The 23,880-nt window shown below is 45.8% G+C and carries 24 protein-coding genes and 1 pseudogene; 24 read left to right on the top strand and 1 reads right to left on the bottom strand.

The annotated features are described in order from the left end of the window. The first annotated feature begins 19 nt into the window (after nucleotides 1–19). From ftsY to C1T21_RS08255, 19 genes and pseudogenes are all read left to right on the top strand, one after another. The gene (gene ftsY / locus C1T21_RS08350; RefSeq protein ID WP_103047896.1) at nucleotides 20–1,036 is read left to right on the top strand and encodes a signal recognition particle-docking protein FtsY; all 1,017 of its coding nucleotides are present in this window, start codon (nucleotides 20–22) and stop codon (nucleotides 1,034–1,036) included. A 162-nt stretch (nucleotides 1,037–1,198) separates the two neighbouring features. After that, entirely contained in the window at nucleotides 1,199–1,849 is a 651-nt protein-coding gene (gene trhA, locus C1T21_RS08345; protein ID WP_013309859.1) for a PAQR family membrane homeostasis protein TrhA, read from the top strand. Nucleotides 1,850–2,015: 166 nt separating this feature from the next. Then, nucleotides 2,016–2,384: a putative DNA-binding protein gene (locus C1T21_RS08340; protein ID WP_023988169.1), complete on the top strand. Its 369-nt coding sequence runs from the start codon at nucleotides 2,016–2,018 to the stop codon at nucleotides 2,382–2,384. Between the two features lie 51 nt (nucleotides 2,385–2,435). After that, nucleotides 2,436–3,812, top strand: coding sequence for a signal recognition particle protein (gene ffh / locus C1T21_RS08335; RefSeq protein ID WP_103047895.1), 1,377 nt, complete (start codon nucleotides 2,436–2,438; stop codon nucleotides 3,810–3,812). A gap of 67 nt (nucleotides 3,813–3,879) precedes the next feature. Beyond that, nucleotides 3,880–4,152 (top strand): 30S ribosomal protein S16, encoded by a 273-nt coding sequence (rpsP, locus tag C1T21_RS08330; protein WP_013309862.1) that lies wholly within the window; start codon nucleotides 3,880–3,882, stop codon nucleotides 4,150–4,152. 23 nt (nucleotides 4,153–4,175) lie between these two features. Beyond that, complete coding sequence (locus tag C1T21_RS08325) at nucleotides 4,176–4,406, top strand: KH domain-containing protein (RefSeq protein WP_013309863.1); 231 nt, start codon at nucleotides 4,176–4,178, stop codon at nucleotides 4,404–4,406. A 97-nt stretch (nucleotides 4,407–4,503) separates the two neighbouring features. After that, entirely contained in the window at nucleotides 4,504–5,019 is a 516-nt protein-coding gene (gene rimM, locus C1T21_RS08320) for a ribosome maturation factor RimM (protein ID WP_069291714.1), read from the top strand. Next, nucleotides 5,019–5,837: a tRNA (guanosine(37)-N1)-methyltransferase TrmD gene (gene trmD, locus C1T21_RS08315; RefSeq protein ID WP_103047894.1), complete on the top strand. Its 819-nt coding sequence runs from the start codon at nucleotides 5,019–5,021 to the stop codon at nucleotides 5,835–5,837. Before rimM ends, trmD begins: the two co-directional genes overlap by 1 nt. 224 nt (nucleotides 5,838–6,061) lie before the next feature. Then, the gene (rplS, locus tag C1T21_RS08310) at nucleotides 6,062–6,406 is read left to right on the top strand and encodes a 50S ribosomal protein L19 (protein WP_010346403.1); all 345 of its coding nucleotides are present in this window, start codon (nucleotides 6,062–6,064) and stop codon (nucleotides 6,404–6,406) included. A 101-nt stretch (nucleotides 6,407–6,507) separates the two neighbouring features. Continuing rightward, complete coding sequence (lepB, locus tag C1T21_RS08305) at nucleotides 6,508–7,134, top strand: signal peptidase I (RefSeq protein ID WP_103047893.1); 627 nt, start codon at nucleotides 6,508–6,510, stop codon at nucleotides 7,132–7,134. Nucleotides 7,135–7,221: 87 nt separating this feature from the next. Then, nucleotides 7,222–8,082, top strand: a complete 861-nt coding sequence (ylqF, locus tag C1T21_RS08300) for a ribosome biogenesis GTPase YlqF (RefSeq protein WP_103048252.1) — start codon at nucleotides 7,222–7,224, stop codon at nucleotides 8,080–8,082. 210 nt (nucleotides 8,083–8,292) lie between these two features. Further along, nucleotides 8,293–8,940, top strand: a complete 648-nt coding sequence (locus tag C1T21_RS08295; protein WP_081112524.1) for a ribonuclease HII — start codon at nucleotides 8,293–8,295, stop codon at nucleotides 8,938–8,940. 90 nt (nucleotides 8,941–9,030) lie between these two features. Then, nucleotides 9,031–11,148, top strand: coding sequence for a DNA ligase (locus C1T21_RS08290; RefSeq protein ID WP_103047892.1), 2,118 nt, complete (start codon nucleotides 9,031–9,033; stop codon nucleotides 11,146–11,148). Further along, on the top strand, nucleotides 11,145–11,444 hold the full coding sequence (locus C1T21_RS08285) for an EscU/YscU/HrcU family type III secretion system export apparatus switch protein (protein ID WP_023988176.1): 300 nt from the start codon (nucleotides 11,145–11,147) through the stop codon (nucleotides 11,442–11,444). The genes C1T21_RS08290 and C1T21_RS08285 overlap by 4 nt, the downstream gene beginning before the upstream one ends. Further along, nucleotides 11,444–11,827 (top strand): YraN family protein, encoded by a 384-nt coding sequence (locus C1T21_RS08280; RefSeq protein ID WP_103047891.1) that lies wholly within the window; start codon nucleotides 11,444–11,446, stop codon nucleotides 11,825–11,827. Before C1T21_RS08285 ends, C1T21_RS08280 begins: the two co-directional genes overlap by 1 nt. 155 nt (nucleotides 11,828–11,982) lie before the next feature. Next, on the top strand, nucleotides 11,983–12,534 hold the full coding sequence (locus C1T21_RS08275) for a nitroreductase family protein (protein WP_025723284.1): 552 nt from the start codon (nucleotides 11,983–11,985) through the stop codon (nucleotides 12,532–12,534). Between the two features lie 211 nt (nucleotides 12,535–12,745). Beyond that, nucleotides 12,746–13,036, top strand: a pseudogene (locus tag C1T21_RS28440) (ATP-binding protein); the annotation flags it as partial. A 1,177-nt stretch (nucleotides 13,037–14,213) separates the two neighbouring features. Next, entirely contained in the window at nucleotides 14,214–14,432 is a 219-nt protein-coding gene (locus C1T21_RS08260) for an EscU/YscU/HrcU family type III secretion system export apparatus switch protein (protein WP_103047889.1), read from the top strand. A gap of 178 nt (nucleotides 14,433–14,610) precedes the next feature. Then, on the top strand, nucleotides 14,611–16,230 hold the full coding sequence (locus C1T21_RS08255) for a YifB family Mg chelatase-like AAA ATPase (protein WP_103047888.1): 1,620 nt from the start codon (nucleotides 14,611–14,613) through the stop codon (nucleotides 16,228–16,230). A 372-nt stretch (nucleotides 16,231–16,602) separates the two neighbouring features. On the opposite strand, the gene C1T21_RS08250 is transcribed toward C1T21_RS08255, so the two are convergent. Continuing rightward, nucleotides 16,603–17,031 carry an organic hydroperoxide resistance protein gene (locus C1T21_RS08250; protein ID WP_103047887.1) on the bottom strand — a complete coding sequence of 143 codons (429 nt, stop codon included), beginning with the start codon at nucleotides 17,029–17,031 and terminating at the stop codon, nucleotides 16,603–16,605. Between the two features lie 147 nt (nucleotides 17,032–17,178). On the opposite strand from C1T21_RS08250, the gene C1T21_RS08245 reads away from it, so the two are divergent. The 5 genes from C1T21_RS08245 to topA all read left to right on the top strand — a co-directional run bounded on the left by C1T21_RS08245 (nucleotide 17,179) and on the right by topA (nucleotide 23,863). Further along, nucleotides 17,179–17,649 (top strand): MarR family winged helix-turn-helix transcriptional regulator, encoded by a 471-nt coding sequence (locus C1T21_RS08245; RefSeq protein ID WP_103047886.1) that lies wholly within the window; start codon nucleotides 17,179–17,181, stop codon nucleotides 17,647–17,649. Between the two features lie 338 nt (nucleotides 17,650–17,987). Further along, nucleotides 17,988–19,148: an ADP-forming succinate--CoA ligase subunit beta gene (gene sucC / locus C1T21_RS08240; RefSeq protein ID WP_053325253.1), complete on the top strand. Its 1,161-nt coding sequence runs from the start codon at nucleotides 17,988–17,990 to the stop codon at nucleotides 19,146–19,148. A gap of 49 nt (nucleotides 19,149–19,197) precedes the next feature. Then, on the top strand, nucleotides 19,198–20,127 hold the full coding sequence (gene sucD, locus C1T21_RS08235; protein ID WP_025723280.1) for a succinate--CoA ligase subunit alpha: 930 nt from the start codon (nucleotides 19,198–19,200) through the stop codon (nucleotides 20,125–20,127). 229 nt (nucleotides 20,128–20,356) lie between these two features. After that, nucleotides 20,357–21,475, top strand: a complete 1,119-nt coding sequence (gene dprA / locus C1T21_RS08230; RefSeq protein ID WP_103047885.1) for a DNA-processing protein DprA — start codon at nucleotides 20,357–20,359, stop codon at nucleotides 21,473–21,475. A 285-nt stretch (nucleotides 21,476–21,760) separates the two neighbouring features. Then, nucleotides 21,761–23,863 carry a type I DNA topoisomerase gene (gene topA / locus C1T21_RS08225; RefSeq protein WP_103047884.1) on the top strand — a complete coding sequence of 701 codons (2,103 nt, stop codon included), beginning with the start codon at nucleotides 21,761–21,763 and terminating at the stop codon, nucleotides 23,861–23,863. Nucleotides 23,864–23,880: the final 17 nt, after the last annotated feature.

The raw sequence follows: 23,880 nt of genomic DNA, 5'->3' as shown, positions 1-23,880 counted from the left end.
AGACCAACGGAGGGAATCCATGAGTTTCTTTAGGAAATTGAAGGAAAGCATTGCAAACAAAACTGAATCTGTCACAAAACAGTTCAAAGATGGTTTGGAAAAAACACGTAAAGGTTTTGTTGAAAAAGTAACGGACTTGATGATTCGCCGTAAAAAGATTGATGAGGAATTTTATGAGGAACTGGAAGAAATTCTGATCGGAGCGGACGTAGGCGTCAACACGGTTATGAACCTCATTGAAGACCTGCGAGAAGAAGTGAAAAAGCGCAAAATCGAGGACGCATCCGAGTTACAGCCTGTATTGTCGGAAAAGCTGTCCGAGTTGCTGCGGGGGAATGACAATAGTCAGCTCAAAATGAGTCCTGACGGGATTACAGTCATTCTATTCGTGGGAGTCAATGGCGTCGGCAAAACAACAACCATTGGCAAGTTAGCTCACCGTTTTAAACAAGAGGGCAAAAAAGTATTGTTGGCTGCTGGGGATACGTTCCGGGCGGGTGCGATTGAACAGTTGGAGGTATGGGGCGAACGGGCAGGTGTAGAGGTTATTAAGCAGCAATCCGGTTCCGATCCGGCTGCGGTTATGTTTGATGCCGTACAGGCTGCCAAGCAGCGTCAAGTGGATGTTTTGTTGTGTGATACCGCAGGACGTCTTCAGAATAAAAGCAATCTGATGGAGGAACTGAACAAAATTTTCCGCGTGATCCAACGCGAAATTCCTGATGCTCCTCATGAAGTGTTGTTGGTACTTGATGCGACGACTGGACAAAATGCACTTAACCAAGCCAAGCTGTTTGGTGAGAAAAGCGGTGTAACCGGGTTGGTGCTAACGAAGTTGGATGGTACAGCGAAGGGCGGGATTGTTGTGGCCATCCGTCAGGAGCTGAATTTGCCTGTTAAGCTGGTGGGCTTAGGTGAAAAAGTGAATGATCTTCAACCGTTTGATTCCGAGCAATTCGTTCATGCGTTGTTTGCGGGGTTGATTCAGGAAGAGACCGTCGAAGCAACTGCTGCAGACGAGGAAGAACAGAACTGATACGTTTAAAGTAGGCTTTCATGCTACGTTTGGGACTAAGTAGCCATCCTGTTGCTGCTCAAGTTCGCTCAGATGTATAATGAAAGCAAGAGGTCTGTCGATGCCGTATATGTAATGTATGTTGTATGTAAAATATAAATAAGGAAGCCGGGTGAAAAACCGATGGCAAACACCTATACCTACTCCCGACGGGAAGAAGTAGCCAACGCCATTACACATGGAATTGGAGCCGTTTTAAGCGTGGCAGCGCTTGTGTTACTCATTGTTTTTGCTAGCTTGAAAGGAACCACTTGGCATGTCGTCAGCTTTACGATTTACGGGATTACGATGTTGCTGTTGTACACCAATTCAACATTGCTTCATAGCCTGCGTGAAGGGAAAATGAAGGATTTGTTCGAAATATTCGATCATTCTTGTATTTACCTGTTCATTGCAGGTAGCTATACCCCGTTTATGCTCGTTGCACTGCGAGGTACTCTGGGATGGACATTGTTTGGAGTGATTTGGGGGATTGCACTGTTTGGTGTGTTGTTCAAGGCGTTCTTCACCAAGCGCTTCCTGTTTATGTCTACCGTGTTTTACATTGTGATGGGCTGGCTCATCACCATTGCCTGGAATCCTCTGGTTGCGACTGTTCCCGCCGGAGGGATGACGTTATTGTTCGTAGGTGGTCTTATGTATACGTTGGGCACAATTTTCTATGTGTGGCGGGCATTTCCATATCACCATGCGATCTGGCATCTGTTTGTTTTGGCAGGCAGCATACTTCATTTTCTGGCTGTTCTGCTGTATCTTACTCCAGTAAGGGTTTAAGTAACAGTGGGCAAAAAGCCGATCCGTACTTCCGTTTAAGGGCAGTGGATCGGCTTTTTTTTGTATGACAAGGGATAACGCTTGACATCTTCTTTTCTTTTATGTATCATAAGGAACGTTGAAAAGAACTGTAAAGTGTTTTTCCTTGACGATGGAGGTATACAAGATGAGTCAGGAGAATCGGCTGGAAAAGACAAACCGGATTAACCGACTGTTTGACTTCTATGAACCTCTGCTTACAGAGAAGCAACAGATGTTTTTAAAATATTACTTCCATGATGATTTTTCTTTAGGGGAAATTGCATCGGAATTTCAAATTAGCCGTCAGGCAGTATATGAACATATTAAACGTGCTGAACAGGTATTGGAAATGTACGAGGAAAAGCTTGGTTTGCTAAGTAAGTATGAGCGTAGAATCCAAGATCTCGAAGAATTAAATAAGACGTTGTATGAGGCATTCGGTAAAATCGGTGAGTCCGATGAAGGCACTCTGCAACATGTCCATCAAATTGTAAATCGCCTGCAGGAATTGTAGGACATATAGATTAAGAACAAACAACCCTGGTAGACAAGGAGGTGCGAAAGTATGGCATTTGAAGGATTATCGACTCGCTTGCAAAATGTATTCAGTAAACTGCGCGGTAAAGGAAAAGTGTCTGAGGATGATGTAGCTCAGGCGATGCGTGAAGTACGATTAGCTTTGCTTGAGGCGGACGTTAACTTCAAGGTTGTAAAGGACTTTATTGCCAAGGTAAAGGAGAAATCCGTTGGTAAGGAAGTGATGGACAGCTTTACGCCAGGCATGGTCATCATCGACATCGTGAACAAGGAACTGACCGAGTTGATGGGTGGCAGTCAGGCCAAGCTTGTCAAAGCAAACAAACCGCCTACGGTCATTATGATGGTGGGTCTCCAGGGCGCAGGTAAAACGACGACGTCTGGTAAACTGGCGAAATTGCTGCAAAAGCAAAATCATCGTCCATTGCTTGTAGCTGGTGATATTTATAGACCAGCCGCGATCAAGCAGCTTCAGGTTCTTGGGGAGCAGATTAATACTCCTGTATTTACTCTGGGAGATCAGACAAGCCCGGTAGAAATTGCAAAACAGGGTTTGCAGCATGCTAAGGATAATGGTAATGACTACGTTATTATAGATACTGCGGGTCGTCTTCATGTTGATGAAGAGCTCATGGAAGAGTTGCGCCAGATTCACACCAACGTCAACCCGGATGAAGTTCTACTGGTTGTAGATAGCATGACGGGGCAGGACGCGGTTAACGTTGCGGAGCACTTTAATAATAGCCTGGAGTTAACGGGAGTTGTACTGACGAAGCTGGATGGTGACACTCGTGGTGGTGCAGCTTTATCGGTTAAGGCTGTGACTGGATGTCCGATTAAGTTTGCTACATTGGGTGAAAAGCTGGATGCGATGGAGCCGTTTCATCCTGAACGGATGGCTTCACGGATTTTAGGCATGGGTGACATGTTGTCCCTGATTGAAAAAGCGCAGTCCAATATCGACGCCGATAAGGCGAAGGAAATGGAACGGAAAATGCGTAATGCCGAGTTTACTTTTGAAGATTTTCTGGAGCAAATGGATCAAGTTAAGAAGCTTGGCCCAATCGACCAGATTCTTGATATGATTCCCGGTATGGGCAACATGAAGCAAATGAAAGATATCAAAGTGGATGACAAACAGATGGGCCGGATTGAGGCTATCGTTCATTCTATGACCACACAGGAAAAGCAAAACCCAGACATGATTAATCATAGCCGACGCAAACGTATTTCTGTAGGCAGTGGAACATCACTGGCTGAGGTAAATCGTCTGATAAAGCAATTTGACGAAATGCGTCGTATGATGAAGCAGTTCTCAGATATGATGGGACCTAAGGGTGGCAAAAACAAGGCTATGAAGCAGTTGAAGAGTATGGGTAAAGGTATGAAGTTTCCTTTCCGCTAAGGCCAATTGGCCCTTGGAATTATGGGATAACAATATACAGTCTACTTTTTGAAGGAGGTGAATTTTCGTGGCAGTTCGTATTCGTCTGAAACGTATGGGTGCACATAAAGCTCCTTTCTATCGCGTCGTGGTATCTGATTCTCGTTCCCCGCGTGACGGTCGTTTTATCGAAGAAATCGGTTACTACAACCCAATCACAGTACCAGCGGTTGTAAAAATTGATGAAGATAAAGCGCTGAAATGGTTGCAAGATGGTGCACAAGCATCCGACACAGTCCGTAACTTGCTTAGCAAAGCGGGCGTAATGAAAAAGTTTCATGAGTCTAAACTACAGAAATAAGGTGCTGATACGGAGGGTCAACCATGGAAGAATTAGTGATAATCATTGCTAAGGCTTTAGTCGATCATCCGGAAGATGTAACCGTGAAGACCTTGGAGAAGGATCGGCTTGTTGTATATGAGCTTAGTGTGCATCCTGAGGATGTAGGCAAAATCATTGGTAAGCAGGGTCGTATCGCCAAGGCGCTTCGCACTGTGGTTGCATCAGCAGCCGTTAAGATGGATAAACGGGTTACCGTAGACATCATATCTTAAAGATATACGAAAGTGGGTTAGGATGTATGTCCTAACCCTTTTTCGTACATGATGAAGATGATATGGAGCGGGACCGATTACAAGCAGGAGGAACACGATGCAACAATTGTTTAATGTCGGAAAAATTGTGAACACCCATGGAATCCGTGGGGAGCTTAAAATATTAACGACGACAGATTTCCCAGAGGATCGCTTTGCTAAAGGTAGTGAACTTTTGATTGTTCCGGCTGAAGGTAAAGCCCCGATTCCCGTAACTATTGAAACAGCGCGTTTTCAAAAAAATATGGTTGTCGCTAAATTTAAGGAATATCACAATATCAATGAAGTTGAAAAATATAAAGGTACTTTGTTGAAGGTATCTGCTGAGCGGTTAGGCGAATTGGAAGAAAATGAATTCTATTTTCATGAAGTAGTCGGCATGGAAGTAGTGACCGAAGACGGAAATGAGCTCGGCGTGGTCAAAGAAATTTTGACTCCGGGAGCCAATGATGTATGGGTAGTCAAAATGCCTAAAGGCAAGGAACTGCTATTGCCGTATATAGAGGATGTTATTTTGGATGTAAACGTGCGCGAAAAACGGGTTACGGTACGGTTGATGGAAGGTCTGCTGTAATGCGGGTGGATGTGCTGACCCTGTTTCCAGAGATGTTTGATGGAGTATTTAATGCAAGCATTCTGGGAAAAGCAAGGGATAAGGGAATTGTATCACTGCAAGCGGTTAATTTTCGTCAGTATGCCGGCAACAAGCATGGACAAGTGGATGATACGCCCTATGGTGGTGGGGGCGGCATGGTTTTGAAGCCTGACCCTATTTTTGCTGCCGTGGAAGCGCTGTTGGATAAATCAGAGGAATCAACATTAGAGACTGCCGATGAAGTTATCCAACATGAAGGGGTAGAACGTAACACAGACATAAAATCTCCGCGTATCATTTTGATGTGTCCACAAGGCGAGACTTTTACGCAAAAGAAAGCGGAAGAGCTGGCCAAAGAGGACCATCTTATTTTTATATGTGGGCATTATGAGGGTTATGATGAGCGTATTCGAGAGCATTTGGTGACGGATGAGCTTTCTATCGGAGATTATGTGTTGACTGGTGGTGAACTTCCAGCCATGGCCGTCATTGACAGTGTGACACGGTTGCTACCAGGAGTGTTGGGGAACGAAACGAGTGCGGTAACGGACTCGTTTAGTACCGGGTTGCTGGAGTACCCCCATTATACCCGGCCTGCGGAGTTTCGGGGCTGGAAAGTTCCTGATGTACTCCTGTCAGGGCATCACGTCAATATTGATTCTTGGAGACGCCAAGAGGCGTTACGTCGCACGATGGAACGCCGACCAGACCTGTTGGAACAGGCTGAACTGACAGGCAAGGAGCGCGTGTGGATTGAGGAGCAGCGCAAATCTGACTGTTTGGGGGATAAGCAATAAAGCGCCTTAGACATGAGTGGATTTGAAAGCAGGCAGTGACCTGTTTTATAATGGAGTCAATTAAATAATGTTTGGTCAAATCCCTTTTTGTTGTTGCAATGCGGTATCCTCCATGATACAATACATCTGTTGTGTGTAATACGGTGGTCCTCTGTGGATGATGAAGGAAACGGTTGTGTTTCCAGAAGAAGCATGAACACCTGTACGGAAGGAGGGAGTCATAGATGAATATCGTCCAAGCGATCACTGAAGAACAACTGCGTAAAGATTTGCCTAACTTTCGTCCTGGTGACACTTTGAAAGTGCACGTGAAAGTTATTGAGGGAACTCGTGAGCGTATCCAGTTGTTTGAAGGTGTTGTAATTAAACGCCGTGGTGGTGGAATCAGTGAGACTTTTACAGTTCGTAAAATTTCTTACGGTGTAGGTGTGGAAAGAACTTTCCCGCTTCATTCCCCAAAAATCGATAAAATCGACGTGGCTCGCCGTGGTAAAGTGCGTCGTGCGAAGCTTTATTATCTTCGTGAACTGCGCGGTAAAGCAGCGAGAATTAAAGAAATTCGTCGTTAATACAACGAATAACGAAAGGGGCTTGGTTACAAGCTCCTTTCGTTTTTTCTACGTACATAGGGAACTGTGGATTATTGACCGTAAAGAGAGGACAGTGAGCTATGGAGCAAGAATTAGGACAAGGAGCTGTACAGCAGCCAACTGATCAGGATGGTACGCCCAAGCGTAAACCAAAAAATGAGATTTTTGAGTGGCTCAAGGCCATCATTATTGCGTTAGTGCTTGTCTTTTTAATCCGCTGGCTTCTCTTTAAGCCGTTTATTGTGGATGGCCCGTCGATGCAGCCTAACTTTCATACCGGAGAACGCGTCATTGTGAATGAGATTTTGTATGATTTCCGTACCCCTAAACCAGGCGAAGTGATCGTGTTTCATGTGCCGGAGGAAGGAAGAGACTTTATCAAACGCGTCATTGCCGTTGAAGGAGATACGGTCAAGGTAGAAGGTGACACGATTACAGTAAATGGCAAGCCGATTCAGGAATCTTACCTGAAAGCTCCTTTGGAAGAAGCGCATCAAAATGGCGAGCTTTACAACAAGTTTACAAATTTTCCAAATGAGAAGTTTAAGGATGGAAAAGTTCCGGCTGGGCATATTTTTGTAATGGGGGATAACCGTTCCAATAGTACAGACAGTCGGATGCTCGGATATATTGATTTGAAAGAAGTCGTGGGTCGGGCTGACGTTATTTTTTGGCCGGCGAAAGATATGCAGTGGATTAACCACTAGAATAACTAATAAGCAGCATAGCTGCCGTAATCCTAACTAAGAGCCTAAGGGTAAAAAGTAGGAGTTACGATCAATGGGGTGATGACGGTGACGATTCAATGGTTCCCTGGTCATATGACCAGAGCTCGCCGCCAAATTGAGGCAAAATTAAAGTTAATTGATTTGGTCATTGAGCTGATTGATGCTCGATTGCCGCTCTCCAGCCGAAATCCAATGATTGATGATATTTTGCAAGGCAAGCCGCGAATGATTATATTGAATAAAGCAGATTTGGCGGACCCCGTAGTATCACAGCAATGGATTGCCTACTTTAAGGAGCAGGGGCATGTGGCCTTACCAGTGGATGCCACAACTGGAACGGGGCTAAAAGAAATCCCGATTCAGGCTAAGCTGTTGCTTAAGGAAAAGATAGATCGGCAGATTCGGAAGGGAATGAACCCGCGTCCTATGCGTGGGTTGATTGTTGGTATTCCAAATGTCGGTAAATCGACATTGATCAACCGAATGGCGGGACGTAATATTGCAGCTACGGGTGACCGTCCAGGGGTAACGAAGGCACAGCAGTGGATCAAGATCGGTGAAATTGAATTGCTGGATACACCAGGTATTCTATGGCCTAAATTCGAGGATCAGAATGTAGGCTATCGTCTGGCTGTTACAGGTGCGATCAAGGAAGAAATTCTGAATGTCGAGGATATTGCTTTTTTTGCGACTAAATATTTGGTTCAGTACTATTGGGATGTAATGGCAGAGCGCTTTGAGCTCAACGAACGTCCTGAAGATACAGAAAACCCTGATGAAATTGTCAACGTCATGGAAGCGATCGGACGTAAACGTGGCTGTATTGTTAGCGGCGGACGTGTGGATCTCGAAAAGGCGTCAAAAATCATTTTGCGTGAGCTGCGTGCAGGGAAGCTGGGACGGTTCAGTTTGGAAGCTCCTTACTGATTCTACTGGTACACCGATAGAGAACATAGCATTTTGTGGCAAGGAAGAACCTTCCCCATCTCTCCGGAGAGGAGGAAGGTTCTTTTTGGTATTTGAAGGCAGTTAGAAAAGGGTTTTGGACGATGAAGGTCTGTGGTAAGCTGAATTCAATCGCTAGAGCTACGGCATGAATGACGCGTTAAACTACATATAGATGGGCAGGTATTGAATATGGAAGACAAAGAGATTGTAGTGAAGGACATGCTACATTATGAAAAAAAATGCTGGGAGCAGTCTTGTGAGCGGATTGCAGGTATTGACGAGGTAGGTCGTGGATGTCTGTTTGGTGATGTTGTGGCCGCCGCAGTCATTTTACCAGTGGGTGAGTTACTGGAAGGTGTGGATGATTCCAAAAAATTGACGGACAAGAAGAGAGAAGCATACTACGAGCTGATTATGGAGAAGGCCATTGCTGTAGGAGTTGGCTATGTAGACGCGCAGACGATTGATGATATCAATATTAAGCAAGCAGCCCGTTTGGCTATGAAGCAGGCTATTGAGGCTTTACATGTGTCTCCTGATTATTTACTGGTGGATGCAGAAAAGGTAGATGTGCCTATTCCTCAACTCTCTATTATTAAAGGAGATGCCAACAGTCAGTCTATTGCGGCGGCCTCTATCATCGCCAAGGTAACCCGTGATCGGCTGTGTAAAGGTGAATGGGATGCGAAGTATCCGGAATATGGGATCGGTATACATAAAGGTTACGCTACCAAGTTACACAGGGAACAAATTTTGGCGCTAGGACCTACAAAGATGCATAGACGTAGCTTTCTGGGCAATCTGTTGACGGAGCAACCGACGCTGTTTGATCTGTAGTTACTTATTATGAATCGGGACAATGCCGATATAAAGTATAACTAATACCATAAGCCCCTTTGAATGGGGGAGAGTGAGAGGAGGGGCGATATGAACATCGGAACTGTATTTCGTGGATTACTTGGAGATGTGAAGGCTGGAGAGGCAAAAAAACTTGATATGCAGCCAGGTCAGGTCGTACGAGGAGTCGTGCTAAAGGTGTCTGAGGACGGCGGCGAGGCTGTGTTGCAAATACAAGGTTCTCAGGTCAGGGCAAAGCTGGAGACCCCTCTTCAACCTGGACAGACTACAACGTTTCAGGTTCAACCGGCTTCCCCCAGCGGAATGACGGTGCTTAAGCCTCTGAACGATGTGGCCAATACAGTACAGCAAACCGTAGCGCTGACAGATGTATTGGAATCGGTGGGACTGCCGGATACAGCTCAGAACAGGGAGCTTATACAGGCAATGCAAAAGAATGGTGTGCCGTTGACATCTGAAAATGCGGCTTCTTTGCGAGAAGCTATGGCGAAGCAAAGCGGCAATGTACAATTGGGAACGTTTGTGCAGGCGGCGGCAGTTGCCTTTCAGCGGGGACTTCCATTGACGGCAGAAAGCATAAACGGATTGCGTCAAGCGATGTTTGGGCCTCCTTTAAATGATCTGTTGTCTTCGCTGGAGCAAGAGCTTGAAACGGTTTTAAAACAGCAAGGACAGGGAATATCCACTGAACGCTCAGTGGGGGAATCAACAGCTATAAAGAGCGCTGATCGAATGTCTGCTAGTCCAACAGGTGCTTCTTCCGGGGTGGTAGTAGATGGACAGGAAGGCCAAGCTCCTATATTGTCCAAGGATGCTTCTACCGTTGCAAAGCAGGCAGAAGCTGGACAAACCACAGGCGGTAAGGAATTGTTAAAAGGGACTCAAGCAGCCAACCTTGCTGCTGCAGTGAGTGAAGCGAGTGCTTTGGCAACAGATTCAGATACTGCGACGGGGGCTACATCTGCAGCCAAAGGGACTGCTCCAGGAGAAGCGGAGGCAGTCAATGGACGCGGAGCGACAGTGGCATCGGAAGCTAGCGTAAATGCTCCAGAATCGGGTGCTGATGCATTAAATGGTCCCCGCACCAGAGTGGAGCAGTCACAGTCACAGCAAGCCACTGCGGCAAGCACACAGCTTAAGGATGCGGATGGCGCTCCAGCGGCTGCCACGGCAGAGCCTGCGGGGGCAAAGACAGCCTTAAACGCGGCCACGGCTGACCGTCCCACCGCACAGCAGGCTGGTGCCCCTGTGCCGCAATCCACAGCAGGTAACACTGCTGCGCCAGAGGTGCCGCTCCAGCGGCTGCGCACGTTGCTGCAAGAGCTACGCGCGGCGGTGCCACCCGCGCTGAGCACGGCCGTGCCAGAGCAGCCCGCAACGGAAGTGGCGCAGCCAATGGCCGGCGCTTTGCGGGCTGCAGACGCCACTGCATCGCAGCCTGCAGCGTCCAGCCCGCAGCTCACCCCCACGGAAGACCCGTGGGTGGGCCGCGTACTGAAGCTGCTCGGTGCAGAGCACGAGCAGCAAGTGCACCGCGCGACTACACAGGTCGCGCAAGGGGCGGCGGCACGTATGGAGCCGCCAGAGGGAATGCCCCAGTTGCTGCCGGGATTAGCGGCTGCGTCTGGGGACATGGTGTCAGCAGACGCAGATACCGTAAAAGGGGCGTTGCTCCAGCTGATGAGCAGTGACGATCTGCCGCCCGCTTTGAAAGAGGCGGCTCAGCAGGTTGTACAGCACCTGACAGGTCAGCAGTTGCTGCTCAACACAGACCGAACGGCGCCTTTTGCCCAAGTACACATGTTTATACCGTTCGTTGGACCGGACGGTCGTGAAACAGCTACGATCCAGATTCAGTCCCGCCGCGGCAAACGAGGAGAGCTGGACGCCTCCAACTGTCGTCTATGGTTTGATTTGGACATGAAGGGGCTTGGACCGACCTTGGTAGATGTCCAGGTTGTAGATCGGATTGTAAGTGTCAAGCTCCATAATGATCATGAATGGGCTGCTTCGTTGTTAACCAGTGGGCGTGAGTCCATTCACACAGCGTTGGAGTCACTAGGATACCAACTTCTATCGCTTCGTGCCGAGCCCATGCCCATAAGAACTGAACAGAACAGTCTCGCCTCTTCTGAAGTACAAAGCTATGTGCCTCAGCCGTATAAAGGAGTCGATCTTAAAATATGAAAGAGCCGTTGGAACCTCCTTCTCCTTCCATAAAGAAGGCGGTCGCCCTTAAATATACGCCTGGTGAGAGCGAAGCACCGATTGTCGTTGCCAAAGGGAGTGGCCGTATTGCGGATAGCATTTTAGAAAAAGCTAAAGAACATGGTGTTCCAGTACAGGAGGATGCTGCGCTGGTTGAAGTACTATCCAAACTCGATTTGGACGAACAAATTCCTGCTGAGCTCTATCAGTTGGTGGCAGAGGTGCTTACCTATATATATCAAATGGATCGGCTTGCATCAAGGGATGACTGGTGATGTCGAATGAAATGAAGGCTGGAGGCAAGGATCAACGGAAAGCCAAAGGAGCGATGGGCGAAGAGGCAGCGGCTTTGTTTTTAGAAAACTTGGGTTACCGTATCATAGAGCGTAATTGGCGATGCCGCAGTGGTGAAATAGATCTGATTGCCAAGCAGGAGCATACACTCGTGTTTATTGAGGTACGTAGTCGAAGTAGCTCCAAGTATGGAACGCCAGCAGAATCAGTTACTGCGCGTAAAATAGCCCAAGTTCGCCAAACAGCCGCTGTATATTTGCGCATGAACAGGATTGGAGAAGCTCCAATCCGTTTTGACATGATTTCTGTACAATTAACTGACGAAAAGGCAGTTGTTACGGACCATTTAATAGGCGCATTTTAAACGAGTAAGAGCTTATTCAAAGGTAAGAGTGCGGGACTGAATTCATATGTGCAGGTTGACAGGAAGGAAAGCTACAGGTATATTTTATTGAGAATAGTTATCATTTTCATCTGAAAATGAATATCGAGAAGTTGTACCTGTGAAGGAGGATTTACGTGACAAAGCATACCTTTAGTGAACATGTCATAGATGTAATTCAGGAACGTCGGACGATTAAACGATTTAAATCCGACTCCATTCCGGTAGATACGATCAAAGAACTGCTCGACGTCGCTGTGTGGGCTCCTAATCATAAAATGCGTGAACCGTGGCGTTTTCTGTTGTTTGCTGGTGAAGGACGGAAAAAGCTTGCAAAAGCAATTGCAGCCGATATTGGTAAGGACAACAAGTTTGAGAGCGGCATTTTGCACAACCCGATCCAGCTTTTAGTAGTATTGGAAGAAGACCCGCGTCAAGCGGTTTGGGATGAGGATTTTGCAGCGGTCAGCGCGCTTGTACAAAACTTTATGCTTGCCGCATGGAGCAAAGGAATCGGAACGTTTTGGGTGACAAAGCCATTTTTGTATTCGCCTAAGTTCCGTGAGCACTTAGGAATTCAACCGGGTGAGAAGGTAATAGGAATGATATATGCAGGCTATCCTGACGTTATCCCGGAATCAAGGCCACGTACTCCGGCAGCCGACAAGCTGACCTTGTTTGACAAATAATCTGTCGTCAGATAAGCTTAGTTGAGGATTTGAAATTAGGGTTGAGAGCTAATTTAGAACATTATATTTGCAATAAATGAAGATTTGGAAGCACCTTTTTTCATATAGGCAATGATTCCCGAGAGGGACATTTCAATATGAGGAGAGGTGCTTTTTTGATATGTATGGAAAACTACATGGAGCTTGTCTATATGGATAGATGGCGTTCTGACCGGACGGCCAAGCGACCAATCAAAATTGTACTGCCAGTGAACAAGTCATAATCCATTCCTATGACCATTACCCCAAGCAGAGCATATACCGTTGCGTGAGCAAGAAGCGCTGATCAGTAATAATGGAGGATTACAGCGATGTATTGGGTCAGCTACACGCCAAACGTGCGTTAGTTATCGCTGCAGCAGGAATGCATAATATTCTGCTGATCCATAAAAGCGTCAAATTTATGGTCAGCGGATCTTTTCTAATCGTGCAGCTCTCGGTAATTCTATTCGTTCTCACGGAGTTCCTTGATCTTCATTTGTAGCGTGGCAATCCGCTTGAGCAGCTCTCCGTCGTTTTTCGTTCGCTCACTTCAATCAAGTTTTAGACCATAGCCCTGACATCGCGGGGCTTTTTTTATTGCCTAGTGATAAAGATAGTCACTTTTTCCAATCCGTTTGTCTGTTTCGATTCTATAAAAACTAGCATATTCTATATTATCAAAAAAGAAGGGAAGTTGATTCGAATGGGAAAAGTAAATTCTTCTAGAAAAATTCTGAAACCTACGCGTCGCCTAAGAACTAAAGCAGGTACCGCATTCATTTTTAGTCTCAACAATGTAGGTCCGAATTTGTTTCAAAGTCGCTTGAACCTGGCTGGGTTTGTTAATTCCTCAAGTAGGGTACTTGTCTCGATCACGGAAATTGGTATTTTTGGCGGTCAAGTTAAGCCGTTTCAAGGAGCTGCTACCATGACGATCCATAACGTCGTTCCGCATGACGACGGTATAGTAATTGTACGTGGGAATACTGGCTGGGGTAGTCCCCTCAATATACGACTTTCAGTCGTGGTTTTCTAATCGTTCAGACCTGCTGAACGCACTTCTCACGGGTGAAAACTGAAAACTCCCGCCACTACGCGGAAATAAAATGTCGAATTCGGGCAGCGCACAGAGCAAAAAAAGTCCTGACATCTCAGGTTTTTTTTTGTTCCTTCAATTTCTCATCAGACTTATCTATCGGCGATCCCAGTTATCCATGATGATTTATCCTTTAGTTAGGATAAAGAATATCAATAAAGAATGGAAACCGCACTCCCGCCTACGACGGCAATAGGAAACGCTCGTCAAGCCTTCGGCTTCTCCTCTTCACGCCGACCTAAAGGGAGACGGCTTACTTGTCTTCTTTTTAGAGTTACATCATTGTGGAAAGTAAACTCGACAATACATCGCTCCTGATAAATTTTAAATTGATAGTATTTATGAAATTATAAAAAAATCGCAAATGTGTTTAATAGAGCCTACAAGAAAAAAAGCGATCTCCCGCCGAAAGAAAAACCGCTTAGTATTGTCAAACCCTTGATATTACTTGGTTTTTCAATGCGTGACAATGTATCATAATATCCTTCTTATGGGACCGCCGGGTGTTGGAAAAAAACGATGCTCATCCGCAGGAGAGCCCTTGCAACCTTCTTCTCCTTCCATGAAGAAGGCGGTCGCCCTTAAATATACGCCTGGTGAGAGCGAAGCGCCGATCGTCGTTGCCAAGGGGAGCGGCCGCATTGCGGATAGCATTTTAGAAAAAGCCAAAGAACATGGTGTTCCTGTTCAGGAGGATGCTGCGCTAGTTGAAGTGCTGTCCAAACTTGATTTGGGCGAGCCCTGGAATCAAGACCACGTACTCCAGCAGTCGATAAGCTAACCTTAATTGACAAATAATCTGTTGTTAGATAAGCTTAGTTGAGGATTTGAAATTAGGGTTGAGAGCTAAAATTAGAACATTATATTTGCAATAAATGAAAATTTGGAAGCACCTTTTTTCATATAGGCAATGATTCCCGAGAGGGACATTTCAATATGAGGAGAGGTGCTTTTTTGATATGTATGGAAAATTACATGGAGCTTGTCTATATGGGATAGATGGCGTTCTGATCGAAGTTGAGACTGATTTGTCCAATGGCTTGCCTCAGACCGCAATTATCGGATTGCCGGATTCAGCGATTCGAGAGGCAGTAGAGCGTGTGAGAGCAGCAATCAAAAACTGCGGTTTCAAATATCCGTCCCAGCGTGTCACGATTAACTTAGCTCCTGCTGATTTGCGTAAGGAAGGATCATCTTTTGATCTTGCTATCGCTTTAGGCTTGCTGACAACCAGCGGACAGGTTGTTTTACCAGTAGGGGAACGAACGCTGTTTATTGGCGAGCTGGCACTGGATGGCAGCATTCGTCCTGTAAATGGGGTGTTGTCTATGGTTGATCTGGCCAAGCGAGAAGGATTCGATTCCGTGCTGCTTCCTCAAGAAAACGCAAGCGAGGCTCGTCTAATTGCGGATATACGTATTTACGCTATACGTCATCTAGCAGATCTTATTCCGATTGAAGATCGTGCACAAGGCACTGTTGATAGCCCAGCGACAAATCAGAGTTGTACTGCCAGTAAACAAGTCATGATCTGTTCCTATGACCATTTACCTCAAGCAGAGCATATACCGTTGTGTGAAAAAGAAGGGATAACTAGCAACATGGAGGATTACAGCGATGTGTTGGGTCAGTTGCACGCCAAGCGTGCGTTAGTCATCGCTGCAGCCGGAATGCATAATATCCTGCTTATGGGAACGCCGGGGGCTGGGAAAACAATGCTCATCCGCAGGTTGCCATCTATCCTTCCGCCTTTGACTGAAAAGGAGGCGCTTGAAGTCACCAAAGTATACAGCGCTGCCGGGAAGTGGAAGGAGTCATCGCCTCATCTGATGAATATTCGTCCCTTCCGTTCGCCTCATCATACGATCTCTGCTGCTGGTTTGGTGGGTGGGGGAGGTATACCCAAACCAGGAGAAATCAGTCTTGCACACCGGGGAATTTTATTTCTGGATGAGTTGCCTGAGTTTAGCCGTCATGTACTAGAAGTGCTGCGTCAACCTTTGGAAGACCACAATGTTACGATCAGTCGTTCACGTGCTGTTTTTAAGTATCCGGCGCATTTCTTACTTGCTGCCTCTTTAAATCCGTGTCATTGTGGCTTTTTCGGAAATGACACGGAACATCAGCGCTGTACCTGTTCACCTGCAGCAGTAGCCCGCTACCGTTCACGTATTTCTGGTCCACTGCTGGATCGGATTGATCTTCAGCTTGAAGTATCGCAACCGAAGGATTGGCGGGAGGAAAAAGAATCATTGTCGTCCGCTGAAATGCGAAGACAGGTGCTGGCTGCTCAAGCGATACAAATCCACAGATATAGCAAGCTTCCCTTTTCATGGAATAGTGAGCTGTCCGGTCAGATGCTTCGTAAATATGCTGTATTAGAAAAAAATGCAGCGGAGTTGCTTGATCAAACAATGGACGCACTCGGTTTAAGCATGCGTGCGTATGATCGAATTCTCAAGCTTTCGCGTACCATTGCAGACTTACATGACTCAGAGAAAATTTTGACTTCACATGTGGCTGAAGCTATTCAATACCGCCACATGGATAGAGCAAATGCCAGTTTTCCTGAAAGTTAAAAAGGCGATAAAACTTAGTAGTTATAACACATTATCTTTATGAAAGAGTTTTTTCAAGGGGTATGTACAATAGAAAGTGGAAAAAAGAGCAAAAAAAAGCTCCAGGCAAAAAGACCTGGAGAAGAAAAATAAGATTATGACAATAGTGATTATACTATGAGTATATCATTTTCGTATATACGATTATGCATCATCTTCCATGTTACTTGATGGAAAAAAACAAACAGTCTTTAAGGGATGGATAGCTCAAAGGATAATAAACCCCTCGACCAAAACGGTTGAGGGGCTTGTTGTGAACTTTATTCTAACGAAACGATTGAATCCATGAAGAGAGATGAGACGTCACCCTACATAAGCTTAAGGAAATCTAAGTTACAAAACGTTCAGTTTCACTTCAATATTACCGCGGGTAGCGCGGGAGTATGGACATTGTTCGTGTGCGCCTTCCACCAGTTTTACTGCAGTTTCATGATCGACGCCTTTTACCAGTACGTCGAGACTTACTCCGATTCCGAAGCCGCCGTCTTCCACTTTGCCGAAATGGACCGTAGCTGTTACTTCAGTACCTTCATGCTTAACACGTTGCATGCGAGCAACCATATTTAAGGCACTGTCAAAGCAAGCGGAATAGCCTGCTGCGAATAATTGCTCTGGATTCGTACCTGCACCGCCTGCGCCGCCCATTTCTTTTGGGGTATCAATATCTAAACGAAGTTCAGGGGAAGAAGACTCGATATAACCGTTACGTCCACCAACCGCTTTTACTGTTGTTTCATACATTTTTTGTTGAATGGTCATCATAATCCAATCACTGCCTCTCGCTCAATTTATATTTTACACAATTTAATTTATCAAAATAATTATTGTTTGTAAAGTATTTTGTGCAATTAGCATGTATTTTATTATATAATGTGCTAAAATAATGACGAAAGTAGGTGATCAGACAGTATGGAAAACAATCCTAATGAAGGTACAGCGTTGAAACTTGATAATCAGTTATGCTTTGCCATATATGCATGCTCCAGAGAGATTACGAAGCTATACCAGCCTTATCTGGAAAAGCTCGGTGTGACGTACTCGCAATATTTGGTACTTATCGTGCTCTGGGAGCGTGAAGAGTGTACAGTGAAGGAATTGGGTGAGGCACTATATTTGGACTCCGGCACACTAACTCCGCTATTGAAGAGATTGCAGAACGCCGGGCTTATCGATCGAAAGCGTTCCACTCAGGATGAGCGTAAGGTGCTGATTTCTTTGACGACAGAGGGAAGCGCATTACGGGAAAAAGCTCTGTCTGTACCAGGATGCATCCAGGAAAAAACAAGTATGGATCATGATCAATTTGGGTCGCTTCTGCTCCAGTTCAATGATCTGCTCGATCGTGTTCATCAAGCGAATGTACAAATTGAAAAATCATAAGGTATTTTCAGTTGCTCTTGCGAATCTTATGGCATGAGTTGTTCTCAGCTGAAAGAAAAAATACCTAATAATGCTTGAAGAATTTAAAGTGCCTCTTAATGTGGATTAGGTAATCCCATATTGTAGAGGTGCTTTTTTTGTGTGAATTTGTATTAAAGGAATATCCAATAATATCCAAACATTCGATTTTGGGAATGATAATGATATCAAAATACTGTAATTCATGAGGTTGAATTATAAGGAAAGCGTTTTAAAAACATGTTACAATGATGTAGGTTTAGTATAGATTTCCTTGTGAACCGCCCTTGTTGCAGTCATGTTGATAGGAGGATTCCAGAATGAATATCCATGAATATCAGGGTAAAGAAGTATTGAAGCAGTACGGAGTGGCTGTACCGAACGGTAAGGTTGCCTATACGGTGGAGGAAGCCGTTGCTGCGGCAGAATCGCTTGGAAGCGCTGTTACGGTGGTGAAAGCACAAATTCATGCTGGTGGACGCGGTAAAGCGGGTGGCGTGAAAGTTGCCAAAGGTTTGGATGAGGTGCGGACTTTTGCTTCTGAAATTTTGGGTAAGGTGCTGGTGACGCATCAGACCGGACCTGAAGGTAAAGAGGTCAAACGCCTTTTGGTTGAGGAAGGCTGCGATATTCGTAAAGAATATTACGTCGGCGTTGTCGTAGATCGTGCGACTGGACGTATCGTAATGATGGCCTCAGAAGAAGGCGGTACGGAAATCGAAGAGGTGGCTGCAGCCACTCCGGAGAAGATTTTTAAAGCGGTTGTTGATCCAGCGATTGGGCTTCAGGTGTATCAGGCCCGTAAGTTGGCGTATGACATTAATATCCCCAATGAACTGGTAAACAAAGCGGTTAAGTTTATGCTGGCGCTATACGAAGCTTTTGTGGACAAGGACTGTTCGATTGCAGAAATCAATCCCTTAGTCGTTACGGGTGATGGGAATGTACTGGCGTTGGATGCCAAACTGAATTTTGATTCTAATGCGTTGTTCCGTCATAAGGATATTTTGGAATTGCGTGATTTGGATGAAGAGGATGAGAAGGAAATTGAGGCATCTAAATACGATCTAAGCTATATCGCTCTGGACGGAAATATTGGCTGTATGGTCAATGGTGCGGGCTTGGCGATGGCAACCATGGATATTATCAAATATTACGGTGGCGATCCGGCCAACTTCCTGGACGTAGGGGGCGGTGCGACGACGGAAAAGGTAACCGAAGCGTTCAAAATCATTTTGTCCGATCCGAAGGTTGAAGGTATTTTCGTGAACATTTTCGGCGGAATTATGCAGTGTGACATCATTGCGAACGGCGTCGTGGAGGCTGCCAAACAGTTGGGGCTGACTCGTCCGCTTGTTGTCCGTCTTGAAGGGACAAATGTTGAGCTCGGCAAACAGATTTTAGCGGAATCCGGTTTGAATATCGTAGCAGCGGATTCCATGGCGGATGGCGCCCAAAAAATCGTCGAACTTGTTCAATAGCCTGTTTGCATTCCGATATGCCGAATAAACGATAGGGGATGTGAAGATCGTGAGTATTTTGGTCGATAAGCATACAAAGGTGATTACACAGGGGATTACGGGAAAAACGGCGTTGTTTCATGCCAAGGGTGCACTTGATTACGGTACACAAATGGTAGGTGGCACCTCTCCGGGTAAGGGGGGCACCGAGGTAGAAATTACACTGGAGAACGGACAACAGGTCAAATTGCCAGTGTTTAACACAGTAAGCGAAGCCAAGGAAGCTACTGGCGCAACAGCGAGCGTGATTTACGTGCCACCGGCTTTTGCAGCAGATTCCATTTTGGAAGCTGTAGATGCGGAATTAGATCTCGTGATTTGTATCACGGAGGGGATTCCGGTGCTTGATATGATCAGGGTCAAACGTTTTATGGAAGGTAAAAAGACCGTTCTTATTGGCCCTAACTGCCCAGGCGTTATTACGCCTGGAGAATGTAAAATCGGTATTATGCCAGGTTACATTCATCTACCAGGTCATGTAGGTGTTGTGTCACGTAGTGGTACTTTGACCTATGAAGCAGTGCATCAGTTAACGACCCGAGGTATAGGACAATCTTCCGCGGTTGGTATTGGCGGTGACCCCGTTAAAGGTTCAGAATTCATTGACATTTTGCAACGTTTCAATGAGGACCCCAACACTCACGCTGTCATTATGATCGGAGAAATTGGGGGTACAGCCGAGGAAGAGGCTGCCGAGTGGATCAGGGACAATATGACGAAGCCAGTAGTTGGTTTTATCGGCGGTGTGACTGCGCCTCCGGGCAAACGAATGGGGCATGCAGGCGCCATTATTTCTGGTGGAAAAGGAACGGCCAAAGAGAAAATTGCCACGCTTGAAGCCTGTGGGATCAAGGTGGCACCGACTCCTTCCGAAATGGGCTCGACACTGGTAAGTGTGCTGGAAGCACGTGGTATTTTGAATTTGTGTACGACACATTAAATCGTGTTTCTTCATTAATATACACGCCATAAAACTGCATCGAAATTTGCCGCAGGCTAGTGTATAATGAAAGAAAGGTAAGCAACCTTTTTATCTTCTGAAACAGGGGATAAAAAGGTTGCTTTTTTTTTGCGTTAAGACAGGCTTGTCAGGGAAACGCTTGCAAAATGATTCATTGTGCCACAAAATAAGGGAGGGTTCACTCTTCCGTGAATGGGGGAACCATAGTTTGGAAGAAAGATGGCTTTTGTTAGGCTTGCATGAGTTAGAGGGAATCGGAAGAAAAACAATTCAGCGTATTTGGTCGAGTGACTATCGATTGCATGAGCTACTGTATTTTAGCGAACAAAAGTGGATTGAGATAGGATTAAGCCCTGCTCAGGCACGAATTGCGGCTCAGTGTTACGATGAAGAATGGGTGCATGAACGATATCAGCGAGTTCAGTCCGGTGATATTGGAACGGTAACTTATGTGGATGAGGATTATCCCCTATTAATGAAGGAAACAGTTGACCCACCTTGGGTAATGTATACAAAAGGGGATAAATCACTTTTGCATACATGTTCTATAGCCATGGTAGGAACCCGCGTTCCCACCGCTTATGGACGTAGAGCAGCGGAGATACTAACAGAGGGGTTATGTAATGCAGGGATTACAGTAGTTAGCGGATTGGCGAGAGGGATTGACAGTATTTGTCACGAAACAGCCCTGCGCCGGGGAGGAAACACGATTGGTGTACTGGGAACAGCGATTGATCAAATTTATCCTCCCCAAAATGCGTCTTTATTTGCAGAGATGGCTAGCAAAGGCTTGATCGTATCGGAGTATCCTCCAGGCACGAGGTCACATCCGGGAATGTTTCCACAACGTAATCGGATTATAGCTGGCCTAACGAAGGGAACGCTCGTCGTCGAAGCAGATGCAAGAAGCGGCTCCTTGATTACAGCTGATGCTGCGCTAGAGGCGAATCGAGATGTGTTTGCTGTTCCCGGACCCATTACGTCACCGAAGAGTAGAGGCACGCTGAGCTTGATTAAGCAAGGAGCCAAAACAGTCACTGAAGCTGCGGATATTATTGAAGAGTATGAAGCAGATTTGCGTACAAGGGAGGTTTCTTCATACAATAGAGAGCAGAGTCTTAATCTGAAGGAGGTCTCCAAAGTGCCAGAAAGTGAGACTTCTGAGGAAAACCGTGTCATACTGTTGCTCGAACAGGGAACCATGACACTGGATGAACTGCTTGATGCTACGGCATGGGATTTTGGACTTTTACACGCAGTTCTGTTATCGTTAATCATAAAAAAAAGGATCGCCCAGCTAGCGGGCACAAAATACAAGCTTATTTAGTAGTTGTTTTTGCAAAATCCTTAGTTAGTAAATGCACAAATTCATTTTTAAACATCAGGTGGAGGGCAGTATGGCATTCATCCGCGCCGCGGATTCCTACTCCTTCCCCACTTCCTGAAATGTGTTGACATTATGACTCGCAGCAGCGGAGCAGATGGAATCTTTCTGAACAAGTACAGCGATCTGGAAAAATGACCAATCTGTGAAGCGCTCTCCGCGTCATAAATCACCACATTTCAGGAAGTCTATCATATTCATGTGTGTAATTGAGAGGAGGAAGAGCCTATGGCGGATTCACTCGTCATCGTGGAATCGCCTTCCAAGGCGAAGACGATCGGCAAATACTTAGGCAGCAAATATATCGTCAAGGCTTCCATGGGTCATATCAGGGATTTACCGAAGAGTCAGATCGGCGTAGAGGTCGAAAATGATTTTAATCCCAAATACATTACCATTCGAGGTAAAGGCTCAATTCTAAAAGAATTAAAGGATGCCCGAAAAAAAGTAAAAAAAGTATATCTGGCGGCTGACCCGGATCGCGAAGGTGAGGCTATTGCCTGGCATCTGGCGCATGCGCTGGAACTGGACGATACAGCAGATTGCCGTGTTGTATTTAATGAAATTACGAAGCAGGCTGTCAAAGATGCTTTTAAAACACCCCGTAAAATCAATATGGATTTGGTCAATGCTCAGCAGGCACGACGAATACTGGATCGACTTGTTGGCTACAAAATCAGCCCGTTGCTCTGGAAAAAGGTAAAAAAGGGTCTATCCGCTGGGCGTGTGCAGTCGGTTGCGGTGAAGATTATTTTGGACCGGGAAAACGAGATCAGTGAGTTTGTACCGGAAGAATACTGGACGATTACAGCTAAACTAGCTATTAAAGACAGCACCTTTGAAGCGAAATTTCATAAGCTGCGCGGTGAAAAGAAAGAGCTCGCCAGCGAAGCGGATGTACAAGAAGTGTTGGAAGCTATCGGGAAATCGTCTTACAAGGTGCGCGATGTGAAAGAGAAAGAGCGTTTACGCAATCCTTCTCCTCCATTCACAACAAGTTCCTTGCAGCAGGAGGCGGCTCGGAAGCTCAACTTCCGCGCATCTAAAACGATGTCTGTAGCTCAGCAGCTATATGAGGGTGTGGATTTAGGTAAAGAAGGGACCGTGGGTCTGATTACGTATATGCGTACGGATTCCACACGGATCGCCGCTTCAGCTCAGGAGGAAGCGAAAGAATTAATTATTCAAAAATATGGCGAAGCTTTTGTGCCTGAAACTCCTCGACAATATTCAAAAAAAGCGGCCAACGCCCAGGATGCGCATGAAGCGATTCGCCCAACCTCTGCGTTACGCGATCCGGAAACAGTTAAGCCGTTTATGAGTCGGGATCAGTTCCGCTTGTACAAATTGGTATGGGAACGTTTCATGGCCAGCCAGATGGCTTCTGCTATTATGGATACTTTGTCCGTAGATATTGAAGCGGGTGAGACGATATTCCGGGCAGCAGGTTCTAAGGTTCGTTTTCCAGGTTTCATGAAAGTGTATGTAGAGGGAAATGACGACGGTAAAACTGAAGAAGATAAACTGCTGCCACCACTTCAACCAGGCGATAAATTAAAAAAAGAAGCGGTTGAGCCGAAGCAGCATTTTACACAACCGCCTCCCCGTTATACGGAAGCGCGACTGGTGAAGACGCTGGAAGAACTGGGTATAGGACGTCCAAGTACGTATGCACCAACGCTGGAAACCATTCAGAAACGTGGGTACGTTGCTATTGAAGAAAAGAAATTTTTTCCTACAGAGCTGGGCGAATTGGTCATCGAACAGATGGAGGAGTTCTTTCCAGAGATTCTGAATGTGGAGTTTACAGCTAATATGGAAGGTGATCTTGACCACGTCGAAGAAGGCGAAGGTAATTGGGTCAAGGTGTTGAGTGACTTTTACGAGTCATTCGAGAAGCGACTTGAAGTGGCTGAAGAAGAAATGAAAGAAATTGAAATAAAAGATGAAGTATCCGATGTCATTTGTGATAAGTGTGGCAGCCAAATGGTGTATAAGCTTGGCCGATTCGGTAAATTCCTGGCCTGTTCTGCTTTTCCAGATTGCCGTAACACAAAGCCAATTGTTAAGGATATCGGGATTAATTGTCCTACATGCGGTGAGGGCCATGTCGTCGAACGACGGAGTAAAAAAGGACGTATCTTCTATGGATGTGACCGCTACCCGGAATGTGATTTTGTTTCCTGGGATAAACCGTCCATTAAGCCTTGCCCAAGTTGCAGTAGCCTAATGGTCGAAAAACGTACAAAACAAGGAACGAAGCTCAACTGTACTGTCTGCGATCACAGCGAAATGCTGGAAGAGAGCGATGAGAGCGTAGAGACTTCTTAAGAACAACAATAGCAGGG

This window comes from Paenibacillus sp. F4 (assembly GCF_002894905.1).
In the GTDB taxonomy this organism is placed as follows: Bacteria; Bacillota; Bacilli; order Paenibacillales; family Paenibacillaceae; genus Paenibacillus; species Paenibacillus polymyxa_B.
Note: the sequence above shows the minus strand (reverse complement) of the source record. Positions and strands in the feature narration are given on the sequence as shown.